The organism is Herbaspirillum robiniae, assembly GCF_002213415.1.
GTDB lineage: Bacteria > Pseudomonadota > Gammaproteobacteria > Burkholderiales > Burkholderiaceae_D > Herbaspirillum > Herbaspirillum robiniae.
Window position 1 is genome coordinate 81,299 of sequence record NZ_NJGU01000003.1, and the last position, 22,683, is coordinate 103,981.

At 67.2% G+C, this 22,683-nt stretch carries 19 protein-coding genes; 4 read left to right on the forward strand and 15 right to left on the reverse strand.

From position 1 onward, the window contains the following. Window positions 1-95 precede the first annotated feature (95 nt). Window positions 96-965 carry a formyltetrahydrofolate deformylase gene (gene purU / locus CEJ42_RS06030; protein ID WP_088750358.1) on the forward strand — a complete coding sequence of 290 codons (870 nt, stop codon included), beginning with the start codon at window positions 96-98 and terminating at the stop codon, window positions 963-965. 1,196 nt (window positions 966-2,161) lie between these two features. Here purU and CEJ42_RS06035 read toward each other — a convergent pair. The 8 genes from CEJ42_RS06035 to CEJ42_RS06070 form a co-directional block, all read right to left on the reverse strand. After that, window positions 2,162-3,799: a fatty acid--CoA ligase gene (locus CEJ42_RS06035; RefSeq protein WP_088750359.1), complete on the reverse strand. Its 1,638-nt coding sequence runs from the start codon at window positions 3,797-3,799 to the stop codon at window positions 2,162-2,164. A gap of 150 nt (window positions 3,800-3,949) precedes the next feature. Then, window positions 3,950-4,264, reverse strand: a complete 315-nt coding sequence (locus CEJ42_RS06040; protein ID WP_079214243.1) for a copper-binding protein — start codon at window positions 4,262-4,264, stop codon at window positions 3,950-3,952. Between the two features lie 36 nt (window positions 4,265-4,300). Then, a complete protein-coding gene (locus tag CEJ42_RS06045; RefSeq protein WP_088750360.1) occupies window positions 4,301-4,771 on the reverse strand; it encodes a DUF411 domain-containing protein in 471 nt (156 codons plus the stop codon). A gap of 29 nt (window positions 4,772-4,800) precedes the next feature. Beyond that, entirely contained in the window at window positions 4,801-5,331 is a 531-nt protein-coding gene (locus tag CEJ42_RS06050) for a cupredoxin domain-containing protein (RefSeq protein WP_420840745.1), read from the reverse strand. Between the two features lie 31 nt (window positions 5,332-5,362). Beyond that, a complete protein-coding gene (locus CEJ42_RS06055) occupies window positions 5,363-6,724 on the reverse strand; it encodes a multicopper oxidase family protein (protein WP_088750362.1) in 1,362 nt (453 codons plus the stop codon). Next, window positions 6,721-8,103, reverse strand: a complete 1,383-nt coding sequence (locus CEJ42_RS06060) for a TolC family protein (RefSeq protein WP_088750363.1) — start codon at window positions 8,101-8,103, stop codon at window positions 6,721-6,723. Before CEJ42_RS06060 ends, CEJ42_RS06055 begins: the two co-directional genes overlap by 4 nt. An 88-nt stretch (window positions 8,104-8,191) precedes the next feature. Next, entirely contained in the window at window positions 8,192-8,686 is a 495-nt protein-coding gene (locus CEJ42_RS06065) for a hypothetical protein (protein ID WP_088750364.1), read from the reverse strand. A gap of 27 nt (window positions 8,687-8,713) precedes the next feature. Beyond that, window positions 8,714-11,065 carry a heavy metal translocating P-type ATPase gene (locus tag CEJ42_RS06070; protein ID WP_088750365.1) on the reverse strand — a complete coding sequence of 784 codons (2,352 nt, stop codon included), beginning with the start codon at window positions 11,063-11,065 and terminating at the stop codon, window positions 8,714-8,716. An 87-nt stretch (window positions 11,066-11,152) separates the two neighbouring features. Between CEJ42_RS06070 and cadR the strand changes: the two genes are divergently transcribed. After that, on the forward strand, window positions 11,153-11,605 hold the full coding sequence (cadR, locus tag CEJ42_RS06075) for a Cd(II)/Pb(II)-responsive transcriptional regulator (protein ID WP_079214249.1): 453 nt from the start codon (window positions 11,153-11,155) through the stop codon (window positions 11,603-11,605). Window positions 11,606-11,727: 122 nt separating this feature from the next. Here cadR and CEJ42_RS06080 read toward each other — a convergent pair whose 3' ends face one another. From CEJ42_RS06080 to CEJ42_RS06095, 4 genes are all read right to left on the reverse strand, one after another. After that, entirely contained in the window at window positions 11,728-12,624 is an 897-nt protein-coding gene (locus CEJ42_RS06080; protein ID WP_088750366.1) for an alpha/beta fold hydrolase, read from the reverse strand. A gap of 171 nt (window positions 12,625-12,795) precedes the next feature. Beyond that, window positions 12,796-13,773 carry a Gfo/Idh/MocA family protein gene (locus CEJ42_RS06085; protein WP_088750367.1) on the reverse strand — a complete coding sequence of 326 codons (978 nt, stop codon included), beginning with the start codon at window positions 13,771-13,773 and terminating at the stop codon, window positions 12,796-12,798. Continuing rightward, window positions 13,770-14,192, reverse strand: a complete 423-nt coding sequence (cueR, locus tag CEJ42_RS06090) for a Cu(I)-responsive transcriptional regulator (protein ID WP_079214252.1) — start codon at window positions 14,190-14,192, stop codon at window positions 13,770-13,772. The genes CEJ42_RS06085 and cueR overlap by 4 nt, the downstream gene beginning before the upstream one ends. After that, window positions 14,189-16,660: a heavy metal translocating P-type ATPase gene (locus tag CEJ42_RS06095; protein WP_165774395.1), complete on the reverse strand. Its 2,472-nt coding sequence runs from the start codon at window positions 16,658-16,660 to the stop codon at window positions 14,189-14,191. Before CEJ42_RS06095 ends, cueR begins: the two co-directional genes overlap by 4 nt. A gap of 166 nt (window positions 16,661-16,826) precedes the next feature. On the opposite strand from CEJ42_RS06095, the gene CEJ42_RS06100 reads away from it, so the two are divergent. Continuing rightward, the gene (locus CEJ42_RS06100) at window positions 16,827-17,027 is read left to right on the forward strand and encodes a heavy-metal-associated domain-containing protein (protein WP_079214254.1); all 201 of its coding nucleotides are present in this window, start codon (window positions 16,827-16,829) and stop codon (window positions 17,025-17,027) included. A gap of 253 nt (window positions 17,028-17,280) precedes the next feature. Here CEJ42_RS06100 and CEJ42_RS06105 read toward each other — a convergent pair whose 3' ends face one another. From CEJ42_RS06105 to CEJ42_RS06115, 3 genes are read right to left on the reverse strand one after another with little or no spacing between them, the layout of a single operon-like run. Continuing rightward, a complete protein-coding gene (locus tag CEJ42_RS06105) occupies window positions 17,281-18,450 on the reverse strand; it encodes a vWA domain-containing protein (RefSeq protein ID WP_088750369.1) in 1,170 nt (389 codons plus the stop codon). A 19-nt stretch (window positions 18,451-18,469) separates the two neighbouring features. Then, window positions 18,470-19,057, reverse strand: a complete 588-nt coding sequence (locus CEJ42_RS06110; RefSeq protein ID WP_079214256.1) for a GNAT family N-acetyltransferase — start codon at window positions 19,055-19,057, stop codon at window positions 18,470-18,472. Between the two features lie 40 nt (window positions 19,058-19,097). Continuing rightward, window positions 19,098-19,964, reverse strand: a complete 867-nt coding sequence (locus CEJ42_RS06115; RefSeq protein ID WP_088750370.1) for an AAA family ATPase — start codon at window positions 19,962-19,964, stop codon at window positions 19,098-19,100. 253 nt (window positions 19,965-20,217) lie between these two features. On the opposite strand from CEJ42_RS06115, the gene CEJ42_RS06120 reads away from it, so the two are divergent. Continuing rightward, a complete protein-coding gene (locus CEJ42_RS06120; protein WP_088750371.1) occupies window positions 20,218-22,443 on the forward strand; it encodes a preprotein translocase subunit TatB in 2,226 nt (741 codons plus the stop codon). Window positions 22,444-22,683 lie beyond the last annotated feature (240 nt).

Consider the following 22,683-nt stretch of genomic DNA (forward strand, 5'->3'; position numbering starts at 1 on the left):
AATAGCGCCTTTCGTCTTTCGCCGGCCGGGTCGCGCCGGCGGCGGCCAGCCGGATCCCTCCGCGCCGCAGACGCTGGCGTTACTCGGTTCATTTCATGACTCACCCGGAATACATTCTTACTCTGTCCTGCCTGGATCAGCGCGGCATCGTGCATCGCGTCTCGGGCTTCCTGGCCGACCACGGCTGCAACATCATCGACTCGGCACAGTTCGGCGACGGCCAGTCCAAGCTGTTCTTCATGCGCGTGCATTTCTCGTCCGAGGACGCGGGCGTCTCCGATGCGCAGCTGCGCGCCGACTTCGGCGTGCTGGGCGATTCGCTGCAGATGAACTGGCAGCTGCATGACGCCATCAAGAAGCCGCGCGTGATGCTGATGGTGTCCAAGATCGGCCACTGCCTCAACGACCTGCTGTTCCGCTACAAGAGCGGCCTGCTGCCGGTGGAGATTCCGGCCATCGTGTCCAACCACACCGATTTCTACCAGCTGGCCGCGAGCTACAACATTCCGTTCCATCACCTGCCGCTGGCCACCGGCGCGCCTGCCGAAGTCAAGCGCGTGCAGGAGCAGCGCATCATGGAAATCGTCGACGCCAACCAGATCGACCTGGTGGTGCTGGCGCGCTACATGCAGATTCTCTCGCCGGAGATGTGCGAGGCGTTGCGCGGCCGGGCGATCAACATCCACCATTCCTTCCTGCCCAGCTTCAAGGGCGCCAAGCCTTATTACCAGGCGCATGACCGCGGCGTGAAGCTGATCGGCGCCACCGCGCACTTCGTGACCGGCGATCTGGATGAAGGTCCGATCATCGAGCAGGGCGTCGAGCGCGTCGATCATTCCATGGGGCCGGATACCTTGACCGCGATCGGTCGCGACATCGAGTGCGTGGTGCTGGCGCGCGCGGTGAAGTGGTTCACCGAGCATCGCATCCTGTTGAATGGACACAAGACGGTGATCTTCAACTGATCCTGTTTTTTTGTTGTTACGGAGAACGCCGCTGGGCCTTGTTGGGTTTGGTGGCGTTTTTCTTTTGGTGGTGACTAAGTGGGATATCTGGATGGCGGGGCTGGGTAGTCTGGTCTTGCTGCTTTCCTGCGCGCTGGCTTGATGCTGATCTTTCTCCGGTCGGAAGGGAGCGCCGGGGGCGGCCCGGCAGCCGCTTACTTTTCTTGCTCCGCCAAGAAAAGTAAGCAAAAGAAGGCGGCCCCTAAGTGCCAGCCCCTTCGGGGTTCCCGCCGGAGCGCGGGGAAAAATGGGAAAGGAGGCAAGTCGCTGCGCTCCGGCCTCCTTTCTGATCCATTTTCCCCCGCGCTCCGGCGGCTGGCCCCCAAGGGGACAGCGTTGCCGGCTCGCCTGCGGCTTTGCCTTGCTTCTTGCTCGCCTTCGGCCTCGCGCTGTTTGCACCTCGTCTGCGGCTTCGATGTACCGGCTCGCTGTCTCATGTAATCCGTCATCCCGGCGAAGGCCGGGATCCAGTGTCGTTCGTCGCGCATCAATGAACTTCGTACAGGCGGGGCAGTGCGATTGTCGGCCTCGATGTACCGACTCGCTATCCTCCATGTAATCCGTCATCCCGGCGAAGGCCGGGATCCAGCGTCGTTCGTCGCGCATCAATGAACTTCGTACAGGCCCGGCAGTGCGATTGTCGGCCTCGATGTACCGGCTCGCTATCCCATGTAATCCGTCATCCCGGCGAAGGCCGGGATCCAGTGTCGTTCGTCGCGCATCAATGAATTTCGTACAGGCCGGGCAGTGCGATTGCCGGCCTCGATGTACCGGCTCGCTATCCCATGTAATCCGTCATCCCGGCGAAGGCCGGGATCCAGCGTCGTTCGTCGCGCATCAATGAACTTGGTACAGGCGGGGCAGTACGATTGTCGGCCTCGATGTATCGGCTCGCTATTCCATGTAATCCGTCATCCCGGCGAAGGCCGGGATCCAGTGTCGTTCGTCGCACATCAATGAACTTCGTACAGGCCGGGCAGTGCGATTGTCGGCTTCGATGTACCGGCCCGCTATCCGATGAAATCCGTCATCCCGGCGAAGGCCGGGATCCAGTGTCGTTCGTCGTGCATCAATGAACTTCGTACAGACCGGGCAGTGCGATTGGAGGCGTTCCGAGTCCTGCCGGCATCGCTGAAAAGACCGTCCTCCAACCACATTCACGGCTTGGGATACTGCTCCCGCATCACCCGCTTGTTGAGCTTGCCCACGCTGGTGCGCGCCAGTTCGGCCACGAACTGCACCCGGTCGGGCACGCCGTAGCGCGAGATCTGGCCGTTTTCCGCCGCCGCCAGCACGTGCTGGCGGATGTCTTCTTCGGCAACGCCAGCGGCATCTTTCTTCAGCACCACCAGCGCAAGCGGACGTTCGCCCCATTTTCCGTCGGCGATGCCGATCACGGCCGTTTCGGCGACGGCCGGGTGGCGCGCGATGATGTCTTCGATCTGCAGCGAGGAAACCCATTCGCCGCCGGTCTTGATCACGTCCTTGATGCGGTCGGTGACCTGCAGGTAGCCGCGTTCGTCGATGTTGCCGATGTCCTGGGTGTGCAGCCAGCCGCCGCGCCACAATTCTTCCGAGGCCTGGGCCTGATGCAGGTAGCCCTGCGTGAGCCAGGGCGCGCGCACCACGACTTCGCCGGTGCTCTTGCCGTCGCGCGGGCAGTCGTTCATTTCTTCGTCGACCGTGCGGATGGCCACCAGCGGCAGCGGGCGTCCGGTCTTGACGCGGATGGCGGCCTCCTGGTCGCCGCCCAGCTCTTCGGTGGGCACGTGCGCCAGCGTCAGGATCGGGCAGGTCTCGGACATGCCGTAGCCGGTGAAGACGTCGATGCCGCGCTCGCGCGCCGCCTTGGCCAGGCTGCCGGTCATGGCCGAGCCGCCGATGATCATCTTCCAGCCCGACAGGTCGGCCTCCCTGGCCGCTTCGCAGCCCAGCACCATTTGCAGGATGGTCGGTACGCAGTGGGAGAAGGTGACCTTCTCGCGCACGATGAGCTTGCAGATGGTGTCGGGCACGTAGCGGCCCGGGTAGACCTGCTTGAGCCCGGCCATGGTGGCCACGTAGGGCAGGCCCCAGGCGTGCACGTGGAACATGGGCGTGAGCGGCATGTAGACGTCGTCGCGATGCAGGCGGCCCTGCTGCGGCGCCAGCGCCAGGCCGGCGGTGGCGCCCAGCGTGTGCAGCACCAGCTGGCGGTGGCTGAAGTAGACGCCCTTGGGCAGGCCGGTGGTGCCGGTGGTGTAGAAGGTGGTGGCGCGCGCGTTCTCGTCGAAGTCGGGGAAGTCGTAGACGGCGTCGGCCTGCGCCAGCAGTTCCTCGTACTCGCCGGCGAAGCCCGGGCCCTTGGGGCAGGGCGTGGCGTCGTCGGTCAGCAGCACGCAGCGCGTGAGGGTGTTGAGCTCGCCGCGGATCTGTTTCAACACCGGCATGAAGTCGGAGTTCACCAGCAGCACGTCGGCCTGCGCGTGGTTCAGCGTGTAGGCGATCTGTTCGGGAGAAAGGCGCACGTTCACCGTCTGCAGCACGCAGCCCATCATCGGCACGGCGAAGAAGCATTCGAGATAACGGTGGCTGTCCCAGTCCATCACCGCGACGGTGTTGCCGGGTTGCAGGCCCATTTCGCGCAGCGCGTTGGCCAGGCGCTGTACGCGGCGGTAGAACTCGGTGTAGCTGTGGCGGCGGTCGCCGTAGACGATTTCCTGGTCGGGGGCGGTGGCCAGCGCGCTGTGCAGCAGCTGCTTGATCAGCAGGGGATAGCCATAGGCCGAAGGGGTGGTGTTGATGAGCTGGGGCATACCGTTTTCTCTCCTCTGTGGCGACGCCATCGTGTGACGCCTGTTATAGGAATAAGCGTCAGATGATAACGCTAACGGTAGCTCCAAATTGTCTTGGAGGCGACGAAATTTACATACGGCAACTGCGGCAATTTGTCGCCCCCGGGACGGCTACTGGCGTTCTTCCAGCGACAGCACCGTCAGCGCGCCGTCGACGCGGTCGACGGTGAAGCTGATCTTTTCGCCTTCCCTGGCGCGCTCCAGCAGCGCCGGCGCGGCGCGAAACACCATGGTCATGCCGGGCATCTGCAGGTTGGGGATTTCGCCGTGGCGGATGGTCAGCTTGCCGGCGGCGGCGTCGACCTTGCGGATTTCGCCGTCGACCTTGGGAAGCGCGTCTTCCGCCACAGCGTTTGCTGCGCCCAGCGCCGACAGCGCCAGCAGGGCGCAGGAGAGGCAGCGGTTGATTGCGGTGCGGGTATTCATGTTGTCCTTTCGATCATGTCAGTGAGGGCCGCCCGCTCAGGCGGCGACGGCCTGGTAATGGCGATAGACGGAGGCCTTGCCGTCCTTGCCGATGAGCTGCACGTCATAGGCGGCGCGCGCGTGTGGATGGCGCGGATCCTCCATGCCGGGCGAGCCTGCCGGCATGCCCGCCACCGCCAGGCCGACGGCGGCGGGCTTGTCCTTGAGCAGGCGCAGGATGTCGGTCGCCGGCACGTGGCCCTCGACGGCATAGCCGCCGACCTGCGCGCTGTGGCAGGAGGCGAACCGCTCGGGCATGCCGAAGCGGCGGCGCCAGGCGCCGGTGTCGTCGACGTCGGTGGCCGCGACCTCGAAGCCGCTTGCCTGCAGATGGGCCACCCACTGGCTGCAACAGCCGCAATTGGCGTCCTTGTAGACGGCGATGCGCGGTCGCGCGTTTTGCGCGCGCGCCAGCGCGGGCAGGGCGAAGGCCGCCAGCGCGGCGAGGGTGAAGCGTCGTCGTTGCATGTCTTTCTCCTTGAGGGCGATCAGTGCGATCAGTGCGATTGGCGCGAATTGGCCGAGGCGACGGTCACGCTGCCCTTCATGCCGGCGTCGTAGTGGCCGGGCTGCAGGCAGCCGAATTGCACCGTGCCGGCCTGGTCGAACTGCCACAGCAGTTCGCCGCGCTTGCCGCCGTCCAGCGTGATCTGGTTGGCGTCGGCGTGTTCCATGTCGGGGTTCTTCAGCATCGCCGCATAGTGGGCCTTGAGCTCGTCGGCGCTGCCCAGCACCAGCTCGTGACGCAGCTTGCCGCTGTTGGTGACGACAAAGCGGATGGTCTCGCCTTGCCTGACCTGTACGCTGGCGGGCGAAAAGCGCATGCCGTCGCTCATGTCGACCCGGACGGTGCGCGCGGCCTGCCCGGCCTTGCCGGGCCGCCCGATGGCGCTGGCGTCGCCGGCGTCGGCGCCATGCGAATGGGCGCCGTGCTCCATGCCCACCATGCCGGCGGCGCAGGCGGGGAGCGCGGCGCTTGCCAGCAGCGTGGCGGCCAGCAGGCCGAGGGTGGTTTTCATCAGTGTCATGGTGTGTCCTTTCAGTGGTGTCGATTCAATATCAGTGCTGGTCATGTCCATGGCCCGGGTGGCCCGGACGCATCGCGGGCGCCGCCTGCGGGGCCGGCGCATCGCCGCCTTTCCATTCATGCGCCACGCTGCCGGCCGGTGCGCGGTACCAGCCGGGATCGCGGTAGTCGTTGCGCGCCAGGTTCCTGCGCACCTTCACGGTGCTGAACATGCCGCCCATCTCGATGGCGCCGTAGGGGCCGTCGCCGGTCATCATCGGCAGCGTGTTCTCGGGCAGCGGCATCTCCATGCCATCCATGGAGCCGCCCTTGTCGCCCATGACCATGTAGTCGGGGATCAGCCGCGCGATCTTGCCGGCCACCGCCGACTGGTCCACGCCTATCATGGTCGGCACGCCGTGGCCCATGGCGTTCATCGTGTGGTGCGCCTTGTGGCAGTGCAGGGCCCAGTCGCCCTCCTCGGTGGCGTCGAACTCGATGGCGCGCATCTGGCCCACCGCGATGTCGGCCGAGACCTCGGGCCAGCGCGAGGCCGGCGGCGTCCAGCCGCCGTCGGTGCCGGTCACGGTGAATTCATGCCCGTGCAGGTGGATCGGGTGGTTGGTCATGGTCAGGTTGCCGATGCGGATGCGCACCCGGTCGTTCTGCCGCACCACCAGCGGATCGATGCCGGGGAAGGCGCGGCTGTTCCAGGTCCACAGGTTGAAGTCCAGCATGGTGTTGACCTTGGGCACGGCCGCGCCGGGTTCGATGTCGTAGGCGTTGAGCAGGAACACGAAGTCGCGGTCCACCCGCATGAAGCTCGGGTCTTTCGGATGCGTCACCCAGAAGCCCATCATGCCCATGGCCATCTGCACCATCTCGTCGGCATGCGGGTGGTACATGAAGGTGCCGGCGCGGCGCGCGGTGAACTCATAGACGAAGGTCTTGCCCGGCGGGATGCCCGGCTGGGTCAGGCCGGCCACGCCGTCCATGCCGTTGGGCAGGCGCTGGCCGTGCCAGTGCACCGAGGTCGCCTCGGGCAGCTTGTTGGTGACAAAGATGCGCACGCGGTCGCCCTCGACCACCTCGATGGTGGGCCCGGGGCTCTGGCCGTTGTAGCCCCAGAGGTTGGCCTTCATGCCGGGCGCGATCTCGCGCACCACCGGCTCGGCCACCAGGTGGAACTCCTTGACGCCGTTCTTCATGCGCCAGGGCAGCGTCCAGCCGTTGAGCGTGACCACCGGCTGGTAGGGGCGGCCATTGGCCGGGGACAGCGGCGGCTGGGTCAGCGGGCTTTGCTGCAGCGGCGCCTCGGGCAGGCCGGCGGCGCCGGCGCGGGAGACGGCGCCGGCCGTCACGGCCAGCGCCGAGCCTTGCAGGAAGGCGCGGCGGCTGATGTTGGTGTCGCTCATGGTCGGGTTCCTTGTGGGGTGGCAGCGCTCACCGGGCCGCCCAGCGCCAGCTGCAGGCCGGCGTCGGCGATCCAGAAGTTGCGCTCGGCCTCGATGGCGGCGTTGACGGCGGCCGCTTGTTCGCGGGCATCGGTAAGCAGTTCGAACACGCTGATGAGCATGCCGTTGTAGCGCAGCAGGTTTTCTTCGGACATGCGGCGGCGCAGCGGCACGATGTCGTCGCGGTAGCTGCGCGCGACCTGCCAGGCATCCTGCCGCTCGCGCCAGGCCAGGCGCGCTTGCGAACGCGCGTCCAGCGCGGCGGCGGCGAGCCGGTTGGCGCTTTGCAGGTAGATCGCCTCGGCCTTGGCCACGCGCGCCTGGCCCCAGTCGAACAGCGGGATCTCGATGTCGACCTGGTAGCCGATCTCGGGCGCCTTGCCGCTCTCCGAGGTGCGCAGCGCGCCCAGGTCCAGCACGTTGACGAAGCGGGTGGCGCGCACCAGGCCCAGCGAGTCGCGCAGGCCGTCGAGCTCGGTGCGCGCGGCCTGCACGTCGAGCCGCTGCTGCATGGCGAGGCGTTCGACGTCGGCGGCCGGCTCGATCTGCGCGGGCAGCTCGGGCAGTCGTTCCGGCAGCCTGAGCGTGGGCGCCACGCCCAGCAGTCGCGCCAGCGCCTCCTGGTCTTGCGACGCCTCCCGGCGCACGCGCTGCAGGCGGGCCTGCGTCTCGGCGTAGAACAAGTGTTCGCGCGCGGCGTCCAGGCGGCTGGTGTTGCCGCGCTCGGCCATCTTCGCGGCCAGCTCGTGCGCCGCCTCGGCGGCTTGCCCGACCTGCTCCTGATAGGCCAGCCCCTGCTGCGAGGCGACCGCCCGGTACCAGGCCTGGCGCGTCTGCGCCGCCGTGGCCAGCACGCGCGCGGCCAGCTGCAGCTTGACCTGCTCGAAGCGGCGCGCCTCGATGCGCGCGGCGGCCGGCATCGTGACTAGTCTCATCAGCCCCAGCGAGAGGCTGCGTTCGATCTTAATGTCGTCGCCGGAATGGGTGCGGGCGAAGGAAAAGCCGGGGTTCGGCAAGCGTCCGGCCTGCACCAGGTCGGCCTCGGCCACGCCGAGCTCGGCGAACGCGGCCTGCAGTTCGGGATTGTTGATGAGCGCGATCCGGACCGCGTCATCGGCGCTGCCCAGTCGTCTGTCCGGCAGCAGTTGCGCCACGCGCGCCTGGCTGCGGCGGGTTTCTTCGGGCGTGCGGTTCCAGGCGGGAGCGGCGCCGAGCCTGGCTGCGGAGATATCCTGGACGCCGCCGAAACCGCCGTCCTCCGACAGCTGCGCGCAGCCGGCCAGCAGCGCGCAGGCGGCCAGCGCGCTCGCCCGCAATGGGCGTGAAACAATGGGGATCATGAAATCCTCGTCTGATGATGATGGTCATCCGCCGCGCATCAGGCGATGGCGCGACGGGGCAGGCGCACGCGAAGGTGCGCGTTGACGATCAGACGAAGGCAGGCGGGCGGTCGGGATTTTCCGGCAGGTAGCCGACGAAGCCGGAGGCCGGCAGCGCGATGAATTCGCGCGAGGGGAAGTCAGGTGCGGGCGGCGCGTTCAGCGCCAGCGGCAGCACCGCGCCGGTGGTGCAGGCGGCGCAGTAGCTGCAGGAAGCGGACTTGTGCTGGGCGTGGTGCGACAGGTCGTGTGCGGGGGATGCGTTCGCCGTGTCGGCGGCCTGCATGTCGTGGGCGGCCTGGTGCTCATGCGCATGCATCGCGGCCTGCATGTGCTGGCCATGTTGCGCGCCATGCATGGCGTGGACGTCCTGCTGCGCCGGCGCGGTGGTCTGCGTGATGGCTTGAGTTGTGGCTTGAGTCATGGCCTGTGTCGCGACCTGCGTCATGGCCGGCGCGCAGGCCTGCAGCGCCGCGGCGAAACCCTGCACGGGAATCGCCAGCGCCAGCAGCCACAGCAGGAAGATTTTCGCGCGCAGGATCATGCCGGCAAGTATAGCATCGGCGGCCGCTCAGCCTCGCGACGGCACGCCGCGCACCAGCCGCAGGCCGTTGAAGACCACGATCAGGCTTGCGCCCATGTCGGCGAACACCGCCATCCACAGCGAGCTCATGCCGGCCAGCGCGAGCACCAGGAACACCGCCTTGATGCCCAGCGCGATGCTGATGTTCTGCACCAGCACCGCATGCGTCTTGCGGCTCAGGCGGATGAAGTCGGGAATCTTGCGCAGGTCGTCGTCCATCAGCGCGACGTCGGCGGTTTCCAGCGCCGTGTCGGTGCCGGCCGCGCCCATGGCGAAACCGATCTGCGCGCGCGCCAGCGCCGGGGCGTCGTTGATGCCGTCGCCGACCATGCCGACCTCGCCGTGGCGCTCGCCGAGCTCCTCGACCGCCTTGAGTTTGTCTTCCGGCAGCTGGTCGCCGCGGGCGTCGGCGATGCCGGTCTGGGCGGCGATGGCCTGCGCGGTGTGGGCGTTGTCGCCGGTCAGCATGACCACGTTCACGCCCAGTCCCTTCAGCTCGGCCACCGCCTCGCGGCTGGTCGGGCGCACCGTGTCGGCCACCGCCACCAGCAGCTGGGGTTGCGCGTCGCGGCACAGCAGGGTGGTGGTCTTGCCTTGCTTTTCAAAGCCCTGCAGGCGCGCCTCCAGCTCGGGGCTGCACCTGCCCAGCTCGTGCACCAGGCGATGGTTGCCGAGGTGATAGCGCTGGCCGCCGATGCGGCCTTTCACGCCGCGTCCGGCCAGCGCTTCGAAGTCTTCCACCTCCTGCGGCGCGGCGCCTTCCTGGGCGGCGATGGCGCGCGAGACAGGGTGGTCGGAGCGCGCCGCCAGCGACACCGCCAGCCGCAGCAGGACGTCCTGGTCGGCGGCGGCGTCCAGCGAGACCACATCGGTCACCACCGGCTTGCCGAAGGTGATGGTGCCGGTCTTGTCCAGCGCCAGCGCGCGCAGCTTGCGGCCCTGTTCCAGATAGACGCCGCCCTTGACCAGGATGCCGTGGCGCGCAGCCGAGGCCAGGCCGCTGACGATGGTCACCGGCGTGGAAATCACCAGCGCGCAGGGGCAGGCGATCACCAGCAGCACCAGCGCCTTGTAGAGCCATGGATAGAACGGCGCGCCCAGCAGCAGCGGCGGCAATGCCGCCACCAGCACCGCCATGATCACCACGGCCGGGATGTACCAGCGCGCGAAGCCGTCGACGAAACGCTGGGTCGGCGCGCGCTGGCCCTGGGCCTGCTGCACGCTCTTGACGATGCGCGAGAGCGTCGAGTCGCCCTGGGCCGCGGTGACGCGCACTTCGATGGCGCCATGTTCGTTGATGGTGCCGGCGAACACGGCGTCGCCGGCCTGCTTGGCCACCGGGATGCTCTCGCCGGTGATCGGCGCCTGGTTGATGCTGGTGCTGCCGGCGGTGACCACGCCGTCCAGCGGCACGCGTTCGCCCGGCGCCACGCGCACGACCGCGTCCACCGTCACCTCGCGCGCGGGGACGCTGCTCCAGGCGCCGTCGGCGTTGCGCACCGTGGCCACATCGGGCGACATCGCCATCAGCCCGGCGATGGCGTTGCGCGCGCGGTCCAGCGACAGCGCCTCGATCATCTCGGCCAGCGTAAACAGCACGATCACCACCGCCGCCTCCGGCCACTGGCCGATGATGGCCGCGCCGATGACGGCCAGCGACATCAGGAAGTTCATGTTCAGCGAGAAATTGCGCAGCGCGATCCAGCCTTTCTTGAGCGTGCCCAGTCCGCCCAGCGCGATGCCCAGCAGCGCCAGCGCGATCACCGGCAGCGAACGCTCGTCGCCGCTGGTCCAGGCCACGATCTCGGAGCCCAGCGCGGCCAGGCCGGCCAGTCCCAGCAGCACCCAGCGCCTGGTCGGAATGCGGTAAGCCGCGGCCTGGTCGGGCGCATCGGCGCCGGCGGCGGCGTCGAGCGAGTCGGACTTGACGGCCGGGAGCATGTCCAGCGCCTTCAGGGTGGCGACGATGGGGGCGATGGACGGCAGCTGGTGCTGCACCGTCAGCTCGCGCTGGATCAGGTTGAATTCCAGCGCGCCGACGCCGTCCATCTGCGCCAGGCGTTCGCGGATCAGCTTTTCCTCGGTGGGGCAATCCATCTTCTGGATGAAGAACACCGCCTGCTCGCTGTCGCCGGCCAGGCGGCGCGCCGCCGGCATGGTTGCTTCCGGCAGGCTGGCGCTGCCGCAGCCGTGGCTGCAGCAACTGTCGACCGGCGCCGGCGCGTGGCTGTGCGCATGGCCGGCGTGATCGGAATGCGGGTGGTCGTGGGCATGGCTGTGGCCATGATCGTGGTGATCATGGTCGTGGCTGTGCGAATGTCCATGCTTGTGTTCGGCCATCGTTTTTCTCCTTCGATGCATCAGATCTGTATCCGGGGTATATTAAAAACCCTGGAGTAGCTACAAGGTCAAGCGAAGGAGTTCGAGATGGACACACTGAAGATCGGTGAACTGGCCGGCCGGGCCGATTGCCCGGTGGAAACCATACGGTATTACGAGAAAGAAGCGCTGCTGCCCGAGCCCACGCGTTCCCAGGCCAATTACCGGCTGTATGGCGAGCGCCATGTGGAGCGCCTGCAGTTCATCCGCCATTGCCGCTCGCTGGACATGACGCTGGACGAGGTGCGCGAGCTGCTGCGCCTGCGCGACGCGCCCGAGCAGAACTGCGGCGAAGTCAACGCGCTGCTGGACAAGCATATCGGCCACGTGGCCCAGCGCATCGAACAGTTGAAGGGCTTGCAACAGCAACTGCACGCCTTGCGCGCACAGTGCGACGCCGACCAGCCGGCGCGCGATTGCGGGATCCTGCAGGGGCTGGCCAACCTGCCCGATGACGTCAAGCCCGCCAACCTCGGCAGCCATGGCGGCGGCTGTCATTGAACAATGACGATGCGCTGAGCCCGCGCTGAGCCGATTCGTCGATACGCAGCCGCGCTCCCGTTGAGGCAGGGCGCAACACCGCCGGCGCCCCGCGCTCAGACGCGGCGCCCGCGCAGGCGACGTCAGCGCGCCAGCCAGGCCATCACTTCGCCGATCACTTCGTCCGGTTTTTCCCGTTGCGGGAAATGTCCCGCCCCCGGGATCAGCACGCGCCTGTAGGCGTCGCCGAACAGTTTTTCCTTGCCCTCCGAGGTCACCGGATGATTGGCGCCGTCTTCGGCGCCGTGCAGCATCAGCGTCGGCACCATGATGCGCGGCGTCTGCGCCAGTTTCGCGTCCAGCGCCGCATAGGCCGGGTCGCCCTCGGCGAAGCCCCAGCGGTGGCGATAGGAGTGCAGGCAGATATCGACCCAGTCGGGATTGTCGAAGGAGGCGGCGGTATTGGTGAACTCGCTCTCGGCGAAACTCCAGGACGGCGACCAGGTATTCCACATGAAGCGGGCGAAGGCGCGGCGGTCGCGCACCAGCTCGTCCTCGCCGCGCCCGGTGGCGAAGAACCAGTGGTACCAGTAATTGCGCGACTGCTGCAACGAGAGTTGCTGGTCCGGCGTATTGGTGCCCCAGCCGACCGAGAGCGTGATGCAGTGCGCGATGCGCTCCGGCGTCTGCGAGGCCGCGATGTAGGCGGCGCGCGCGCCCCAGTCGTGGCCGATCAGCGAGTAGCGCTGCAGGCCGAGGGCGTCGACGAAGGACATCAGGTCGGCCCCCAGCGCGGCCAGCTGGCCGCTGCGCGGGGTGGTGTCGGACAGGAACCGGGTCGGCCCGTAGCCGCGCAGGTAGGGGCGGATGACGCGATAGCCGGCCGCGCGCAGCGGCTTGAGGAAGTAATCCCAGGTGCGCACGTCATCCGGCCAGCCATGTGCCAGCACCACCGGCGGGGCGTCGGCCGGCCCGCTTTCCTCATAGCCGATGCGCAGCTTGTCGGTGTCGATGAAACTCAGATGATTGGTCTGGGGCATGGCAGGCGGTCTCCGGTGGATGCGGTGTGGCTTGCGGGAAAATTACCTTTTCCTGGTAACCATCATGGCAGCAGCGCCACTGGCCCGCAATGGCAAAAGAACAGGCTGCGATGAAATTTACTCATGTCCACCGCAGCATAGCGCCTTCCGCGCATCCTTGCCGGGAGCGCTTCAGGCGCCGGTCTTGCCGAGGATGCGATCCATCATCCACGCGGTATGCGCGGCGCTGTCGCCGCAGGAGGGATGGCGCGCGCCGCCTTGCAGATGCGTGCGCATGTTGGCCACGTGGTGCTGCTGGATGTGCTGCGGATGGGGAATCTCCAGGCGTTCGCCGCCGTCGGCGGTGCTCAGCTGCAGCGCATGCTCGTCGAAGACCGAAAACGTGATCTTGCCGGCGCTGCCGGTGATCTCGACGCGATCGGCGCGCTCGAAGCTGCCGAAGTGCCAGCTGCCGCTGCCGGTGACGCCGCTGCGATAGCGCCAGGCCGCGCTCACCGCGTCGCATGCGGTATAGAGGCCTTGCTGGTTGGCGCTGCTGCCGTCGGCCTGCGCCACCTCGCCGAAGAAGTGCGAGAACAGGTTCAGGCCGTGGCTGGCGAGGTCGTCGAAGTAGCCGCCCGGCGCGATGCGCGCGTCGGTGCGCCAGCGGTAATGCCCGGCCAGGTCGTCGGGGCCGGGCGTGCGCGCCAGTTGCCAGTGGATGTGGCGCGGCGCGCCGATGCGGCCCTCGGCCAGCCAGGCGCGCACCTGCTCGAAGCGCGGCAGCGAGCGGCGATAGTAGGCCACGAACAGCGGCAGGCCGGCCTTGTCGAAGGCGTCGAGCATTGCCAGGCATTCGGCGTGGCTGGGCGCCATCGGCTTTTCCACGCAGCAGGGTTTGCCGGCGGCGGCGACCTTGAGCGCGTAATGCAGGTGGCTGTCGGGCGGAGTGGCGATGTAGACGGCGTCGATGCCGGGGTCACGGATGAGCGCCTCGGCGTCGTCGAACCAGCGCGGCACGCCATGGCGCTGCGCGTAGTCGGCCGCCAGCGCGGCGTCGCGCCGCATCACCGCGGCCAGTTCGAAGCCGGGCGTCTGCTGGTAGGCCGGGCCGCTCTTGCGCTCGGTGACGGCGCCGCAGCCGATGATGCCCCAGCGCAGCGCGCTCATGCGTGTTCCCCGGCGATGCCGCAGCAGTCGTGTGCGCTGCCCAGCGCGTCGAGGATGGGGCAGTCGGGGCGGTTGTCGCCGTGGCAGTCGTGGGCCAGCTTTTCCAGCGTCGTTTTCATGGCCTGCAGCTCGCGGATGCGCTGGTCGAGTTCGCCGATGTGGCTCTCGGCCAGCTGCTTGACCTTGCGGCTGGAGCGCGACTGGTCCAGCCACAGACCGATCAGGTCGGCGATCTGCTTCATTGAAAAGCCCAGCTGGCGCGCCTGGCGGATGAAGCGCAGCAGGTGCACGTCGCGTTCGCTGTAGACGCGGTAGCCGGCGTCGGTGCGACCGGCCCGGGGGATCAGTCCGGTCTCTTCGTAATGGCGGATCATCTTGGCCGAGACGCCCGAGGCGGCGGCCGCTTCTCCGATGTTCATGCTTGCTCCTTCGCAGGGGTGTGCGCTTGCCAGCGGCGCAGCAGCAGGGCGTTGCCGACCACGCTGACGCTGGAGAAGGCCATCGCCGCGCCGGCCAGCATCGGATTGAGCAGGCCGAAGGCCGCCAGCGGGATGCCGACCAGGTTGTAGATGAAGGCCCAGAACAGGTTCTGGCGGATCTTGCCATAGGTGCGGCGCGAGATGTCCACCGCGTCCGCCGCCAGGCCCGGGTCGCCGTGCATCAGCGTGATGCCGGCTGCCTGCATGGCCACATCGGTGCCGGTGGACATGGCGATGCCCACGTCGGCCGCGGCCAGCGCCGGGGCGTCGTTGATGCCGTCGCCGACCATCGCCACCACGGCGCGCTTGCCGTCCTTGCCGTTGCCATCGCCGTCACCGTTGCGCAGCGCTTCGACGGCCTTGGCCTTGTCGGCCGGCAGCACTTCCGCGCGAAAGTCGGAGATGCCCAGCGCCTGCGCCACCTGCTGCGCCGCGCCGCGATTGTCGCCGGTCAGCATGACGGTGGCGATGCCCAGCCTGCGCAGCGCGGCCATGGCCTGTTTCGCGCCCGGCTTCACTTCGTCGCCGAAGGCCAGCAGGCCGAGGATGTCGGTGCGTGCGCCGTCCTGTTGCGCCAGCCATGACAGGGTGTGGCCCTGCGCCTCCAGTTCGGCGGCGCGCGCCTGCAGTTGCTGCATGTCGGCCTGCAGTTCGCGCATCCAGCGTCCGCTGCCCAGCAGCAGCCGGCGGTCGTCGACCACGCCTTCGATGCCGCGTCCGGCGACGCTGCGCACCTCGCTCGCCTGCAGCGCCTGCACATCCTCGCGCTGCGCGGCGGCATCGGTCACCGCACGCCCCAGCGGATGTTCGCTGCTGGCCTGCAGCGCGGCGGCCAGCGCCAGCAGGCGCCCAGGCTCCCCGTCGACGGCCAGCAGTTCGGCCAGGCGCGGACGGCCCACGGTCAGGGTGCCGGTCTTGTCGAAGGCGATCACCTCGATGCGATGGGCGATCTCCAGCGCCTGCGCATCCTTGATCAGGATGCCGTGGCGCGCCGCCACGCCGGTGCCGGCCATGATGGCCGTCGGCGTGGCCAGGCCCAGCGCGCAGGGGCAGGCAATCACCATCACCGCCACCGCGTTGAGCAGCGCCTGTTCCCAGTTGCCGACATACAGGCCCCAGCCCAGCAGGGTGAGCAGCGCCAGCGCCAGCACGGCCGGCACGAACACGGCGCTGACGCGGTCGACCAGGCGCTGGATCGGCGCCTTGGCGGCCTGGGCCTGTTCCACCATGCGCACGATCTGCGCCAGTACGGTCTCGGCGCCGATGGCGGTGGTTTCGATCAGCAGCACGCCTTCGGCATTGATGGCGCCGGCGGCCACCTTGTCGCCGGGCTCCCTGGCCTGCGCGCGGCTTTCGCCGGTCAGCATGGCCTCGTCCAGGTGGCTGCGGCCCTCGCGCACCACGCCGTCGACCGGCACGCGCTCGCCGGCGCGCAGCACCACCAGGTCGCCCACGCGTACTTCGGCCAGCGCCACGTCGATGTCCCGGCCTTCGCGGCGCACGCGGGCGCGATCGGGGCGCAGCGCATTGAGGGCCGCGATGGCGTCGGCGGTCTGGCGCTTGGCGCGCGTCTCCAGCCATTTCCCCAGCAGCACCAGCGTGATCACCACGGCCGAGCTTTCGAAGTAGAGGTGGGGCGCGGCCATCTCATGGCCGTTCATCGCGGGCGCGCCCAGCCATTGGTATAGCGACAGCCCGTAGGCGGCGCTGGTGCCCAGCGCCACCAGCAGGTCCATGTTGCCCGACAGCGCGCGCGCCGCGCCCCAGCCGGCGCGATAGAAGCGCCAGCCCAGCCAGAACTGCACCGGCGTGGCCAGCAGCCATTGCCACAGCGGCGGCAGCTCCAGCCTGAGGCCCAGGGGCATGAGCAGCATCGGCAACACCAGCGGCAGCGACAAGGCGCCCGCCAGCGCGACCGGCCACCAGGAGGGCAGGGCACTCGCGCCCCTGGCTTGGGCAGCGACGCCGGCCGCCACATGCGGTGTGGCCTGGTAACCGGCCTTTTCGACGGCGGCGATCAATTGCGGCGCGGCGATCTCGCCCAGCGTGGCGATGCTGGCGCGCTCGGTGGCGAGATTGACGCTGACCTCCGACACCCCGGGCACTTTCCTGAGCGCCTTCTCGACCCGCGTGACGCAGGAGGCGCAGCTCATGCCGGCGATATCGAGCTCGACATGGCCGGCCTTGACGCGATAGCCGGCCTTCTCAATGGCGGCCGCCAACTGAGCCGCCTCGACGGTGGCGGCGGCATGCGCGGTGGCGCGTTCGGTCGCCAGGTTGACGCTGGCGTCGGCCACGCCCGGTACGGCGCGCAGCGCTTTTTCGACGCGGTTCACGCAGGAGGCGCAGCTCATGCCTTCGATGTCGAGGCTGAACTCGCGGGGAGTCGGTGTGGATGCGGAAGTCATGGAAAACGCTCCGGAAGGATGAAGGTCATGAGGCCATCATCATCCTTCCCATGATGGTAAGGTCAAGGCACATTTTCGCACGGATGCGACAACGGGGCGCTTGACCTTGCCACAATGGGAAGGTTTAAGCTTGCGTCATCTCAATCCATTCCTGAAAGGAACCGTCATGAGCACCACCTTCACCGTCAGCGACATGACCTGCAACCATTGCGCGGGCGTCATCACCAAGGCCGTCAAGGATGTGGATGCCAACGCCAAGGTCGACATTGCCGTGGCCGACAAGCGCGTGGTGATCGACAGCCCGGTAGCGGCGCAGGAGTTTGCGGAGGCGATTGCGGAAGCGGGTTATACGCCGGTGGCCGCCTGAGAAACACTGTCGTCCCGACGAGAGGGGATCGCGTGGCTTTCGTTGTGCTTCGACGGCCGTTGAACGACGCTGGATCCTGACTTTCGTCAGGATGACGGAGAAGGAAGATTGGCTGTCGGGTCTCACAGGCTTCATCTGCGATCGATGAACTTAGCAAGACCATCGATATTCCTCCCACCGCCAACGCTTGCCACCACCTCCGTCATCCCGGCGAAGGCCGGGATCCGGCGACTTTTGCCGCGCCGCGGTCAGCTCACTTGCTCAACAAGCGCATCGCCCGTTCCAGCCCGTCGATGGTGAGCGGGAACATCCGGTCGTTCATCAACTGCCGGATCAGGGCGATCGACTGCCGGTATTGCCACAGGCCTTCCGGCTCGGGATTGAGCCATGCGAAATGCGGAAAGGCCGAGGTGAAACGCTGCAGCCATGCCGCGCCGGCCTCGGCGTTGTTGTATTCCACCGAGCCGCCGGGCTGCACGATCTCGTAGGGGCTCATGGTGGCGTCGCCGACGAAGATCAGCTTGGTGTCCGGCGTGTACTTGCGCAGCACGTCCCAGGTCGGGAAGCGCTCGGCGTGGCGACGGCGGTTGTTCTTCCACAGGTAGTCGTAGACGCAGTTGTGGAAGTAGAAGAACTCCATGTTCTTGAACTCGGTGCGCGAGGCTGAAAACAATTCTTCGGTGCGCGCGATGTGGTCGTCCATCGAGCCGCCGACGTCGAACAGCATCAGCACCTTGATGTTGTTCTTGCGCTCGGGCTGCATGCGGATGTCGAGGTAGCCGGCATTGCTGGCGGTGGCGCGGATGGTGTCGTCCAGCGCCAGTTCTTCTTCCAGGCCTTCGCGCGCGAAGCGGCGCAGGCGGCGCAACGCGACCTTGATGTTGCGCGTGCCCAGTTCGCGTTCGCTGTCGTAGTCTTTATATTCGCGCGCATCCCACACCTTGACTGCGCTGCGGTTGCCGCCTTTGCCGCCGATGCGGATGCCCTCGGGGTTGTAGCCGCCATGGCCGAAAGGCGAGACGCCGCCGGTGCCGATCCATTTGCTGCCGCCCTCGTGGCGCTCCTTCTGCTCTTCCAGCAATTCTTTGAGGCGGTCCATCAGCTTGTCGTAGCCGAACTTTTCGATGGCCGCCTTCTGCTCCGGCGTGAGTTCGCGCTCCAGCTTCTTGAGCAGCCATTCCAGCGGGATCTCGGGCTTCTTTTCGAAGATGGCTTCGATGCCCTTGAAGTAGGCGCCGAAGGCACGGTCGAACTTGTCGAAGTTGGCCTCGTCCTTGACCAGCGTCAGGCGCGAGAGGAAGTAGAACTCGTCGACCGAAGGGGCGATGACCTGCCGGTCCATCGCCTCCAGCAAGGTCAGGAATTCCTTGATCGACGCCGGCACGCCGGCGTCTTTCACGGTGAAGAAGAAGTCGATCAGCATAAGCGTCTGCGGCCGGTCGTCAGCGTCCCAGCTTGAACTGGAGATGCCGGCGCACCGACGGCCATTCGGATTCGATGATGGAAAACACCACGGTGTCGCGCAGCGAGCCGTCGGGCATGCGCTGGTGGGAGCGCAATATGCCGTCCTGCTTGGCGCCCAGCCGGGCGATGGCCGCGCGCGACTGCTGATTCATCCAGTGGGTGCGGAACTCGACGGCGATGCAGTGCATGTCTTCGAAGGCATGCGTGAGCATCATCAGCTTGCATTCGGTGTTGATGCCGGTGCGCTGGGCGCTGGCGGCATACCAGGTGGAGCCGATCTCCACGCGGCGGTTGGCCGGGTCGGCGTTCATGTAGGTGGTCATGCCGCACAGCGCGCCGGTGTCGAGGCGCCTTATCACGAAGGGCAGCATGCTGCCCTGCTGCTGGAGACTCAGGCGTCGCTCGATCTCGGCGCGCATGTTTTCCGGCTTGGGGATGGCGGTGTACCAGAGCTTCCACAGCTTGCCGTCGGAGACCGCGGCGATCAGCGCATCGTGATGCTCGGGATGCAGCGGCTCGACATTGGCGAACTGGCCTTTGAGCGTGATCGGTGACAGGAATTGCATGGCGGTCTCCCCGGGGCGCGGCGGTTGTGTGGTCAGCGGATCAGCGATTGTTGCGCGACATGAATACCAGGCGCTCGAACAGGTGCACGTCCTGCTCGTTCTTGAGCAGCGCGCCGTGCAGCGGCGGCACCACGGCCTTGTTGTCCTTGCTGTGCAGCGCCTCGGGCGGGATGTCTTCGGCCATGAGCAGCTTGAGCCAGTCGATCAGCTCCGAGGTCGAGGGCTTCTTCTTGAGGCCGGCGACGTCGCGCACCTCGTAGAAGGTCTGGAGCGCCTGGGCCAGCAGGTCGCGCTTGATGTGCGGGAAGTGCACGTCGACGATCTGCTGCATGGTGTCCTTGTCCGGGAAGCGGATGTAGTGGAAGAAGCAGCGGCGCAGGAAGGCGTCCGGCAATTCCTTCTCGTTGTTGGAGGTAATCACCACCAGCGGGCGATGCCTGGCCTTGACCATTTCGCGCGTCTCGTAGACGTAGAACTCCATGCGATCGATCTCGCGCAGCAGGTCGTTGGGGAACTCGATGTCGGCCTTGTCGATCTCGTCGATCAGCAGCACCACCGGTTCGTCCGCGGTGAAGGCCTGCCACAGCACGCCCTTGACGATGTAGTTGTGGATGTCCTTGACGCGCTCGTCGCCCAGCTGCGAGTCGCGCAGGCGCGAGACGGCGTCGTATTCGTAGAGGCCCTGCTGCGCCTTGGTGGTCGACTTGATGTGCCATTGCAGCAGCGGCCGGCCGAGCGCGCTGGCCACTTCCTCGGCCAGCATGGTCTTGCCGGTGCCGGGCTCGCCCTTGATCAGCAGCGGACGCTGCAGCGTGAGCGCGGCGTTGACGGCCAGCTTGAGGTCGTCGGTGGCGACGTAGTTCTCGGAACCGTTGAAACGTTCGGGGCGTGCGGAATGATCGGGCATGGGCGCGGTCCTTGGTGATGTCTCGATGCGGGAGGCCTGCATGTTCCGCAGTGCGGAACGGCTGCGGCGGATCTTGTTTTTTGCGCGACAGGCCGGTGTTGCAGCGCAAGACACAGGCTTGTCAATTTCATCGAGTATAAGGGAAAACCCGTCTTGCCTCAGGGCAGGTCCGAAGGGTTTTCGAGACGGTGGTTGAAATTTGCGGAGTCGCCCGTATATATGGGATTCCGCATGCATAACGCTTACAAGAGACATGAAATATCTGTTCTTCAAGATGCTGGTGGTGTGGAGACGAATGCGGCACGGCATGCAGGCGCGTTACATCGACCGCCATGATGTCGGCCGGCAACTCGAGGTCCTGATGGGCCGGATCGATCCGGGCGCGAGCTGGCATGAGCGCGCCAACTGGATGATCGACGTCGCCGAATGGCTGCGCCACCGCCCCGCGGTGTCGCTGCTGGACCGCCAGGCCTGGCACCAGGTGCGGCGCCAGCGGCTGGAGATCCTGCTCGACTGGCTGGACCAGCACCGCGATGTGCGTCGCACCGTGCAGAACGCGCTGCAAAAGACGCTGCGCGAAGCCACCGGCCCCGAACTCTTTTCCACCACCGGCCTGCCGCACGAGCCCGGCTTTTTCGGTGAACTGGCCGAGCGGCTTGCGCGCATGGTGCTGCCGCGCCATCTTTCCCCGACCGACCTGTCCTCGCTGTTTACGGCGATGTTCCCCGATCCGGACGATGCCGCCTGGCTGCTGGAGCTGGACAATGAACTGCTGGCGCGGCTGTGGAAGCTGATGGCCGACGACGGCATTTCGCACATGTACTGGCAGCAGATCGAGGAGGCCATCACCTACCTCACCACCACCGTGATCGCCGACGGCATCAGCCCGGCTTTCCGCCAACGCCTGGAACCCAAGACGCCGATGCGCGCCACGCCTTTCCTGGCGCTGCGGCGCGAGATGGAGTCCTGGCTGCGCGCCAATCCCTACGACCAGGGCGCGCTGCGCAGCGTGCGCATGCTGGTGGCGGTGTGCCATGCGCAGACCGACCGCATCTATGCCCACCTCGACGAATACGGCGTCTCGGTCAGCCTGGTGTACCGGGTCGAGCGCATGCGCGCGCACCTGCAGCGCATCGGCCGCCTGATCGACGTGCGCGCCACCGCGCCCGGCGAGACGGGGGCAGGGCGGGTGCAGTTGCTGCTGGCCGATCTGATCTCGGCGCACCACAACCGCGGATCGGTGCGCGGCCTGATGCGACGCAGCTTCGCGCTGCTGGCGCGCAAGATGGTGGAGCGCAACGCCGATCACGGCGAGCACACCATCGCGCGCGACCGCGCCGGTTACGCCAAGGTGCTCAAGGGCGGCTTGCTGGGCGGCGTGGTCATCGCCGGCACGGCATTGCTGAAGATCACGCTGGCCAAGCTGGGCATGGTGCATTTCTTCGAAGGCGCCGCCGCTTCGCTGAACTACGCGGTGAGCTTCTTGCTGATCGCCGCCGTGGGCGGCGTGCTGGCCACGCGCCAGCCGGCCGTAACCGCGCCGGCGCTGGCCTCCCGGATGGGAGAGCTCGACGCCGAAGGCATGCGCGACCTGCAGGCCGAATCGTGCCGGCTGCTGCGTTCGCAGTCGGCCGGCATCTTCGGCAACCTGCTGACGGTGATTCCGGTGACGGCGGCCTTGTGCGCGCTGGGCTGGTTCGGTTTCGGCGCGATGCCGATGACGGCCGAGCAGGCGCGCGGCGCGATCGCCTCGCTGTCGCTGGTCGGCCCCACGCCGCTGTACGCGGCGCTGACCGGCTTGCTGCTATGGCTGGCTAGCCTGGCCTCGGGCTTCGCCGACAACTGGTTCGCGCTGCGCCGCGTGCGCGAGGTGGTGTCCAACCATCGCCGCCTGGTGCATGGCCTGGGCGCCAAGCGCGCCGAGCGCTGCGCGGCCTGGCTGGAGCGCAATGTCGCCACCATCGCCGGCAGCCTGACGCTGGCGCTGCTGCTGGGCATGGCGCCGGTGCTGGCGGCCTTCTTCAGCCTGCCGCTGGACATCCGCCAGGTGACGCTGGCGGCCGGCACGCTGGCGGCGGCCGTATTCAGCCTGGGCTGGCAAACGCTGGCCACGCCGGAGTTCTGGCTGGCCGCGGGCGGGGTAGCGATCACCGCGCTGCTGTCGGTGGCCGTGGCGTTTGCCTGCGCGCTGGGGTTGGCCCTGCGTTCGCGCGACCTTCCGCGCCGCATGCGGCGCTTCGCCATGCGTGCGGTGTTGCGCCGTTTCGTCGTCGCGCCGGCGTTTTTCATCCTGCCCGAACGCGCCGATGCGGCAGCGCAGGATGATGCCGATGACGAGGATGGGGAGGACGATGACGACGACGACGAGCGCCGCGGCGACTCCGCAGAACATCCCGGCGAGCCCGGCGCGTACGCCGCCGGCGTGCGCGCGGGGCGCGAGCGGGAGGCGCTTCCCGAGGCCTTGCGTCGCCATGCATGACTGTTGAATTAATGCCAATGCAATACCTGTAATATTGCAGCGCATATATTTGTCAAAACACCCTGTAGCCCGCTTCCGGCGGGCTGTTGCGGCCGATTCGCAGGGCTTTCCGGCGGGGATGACCATGCCGGGTTTATTGGGTTAGAATCAAACGGTTTTTTGCGTAAGCAGGGGGAGTGGAGAGACAAGCTTAAGCCGAAACAACGGTTGAGCCATAGCAGAACAGCCAAACCTGCCGAA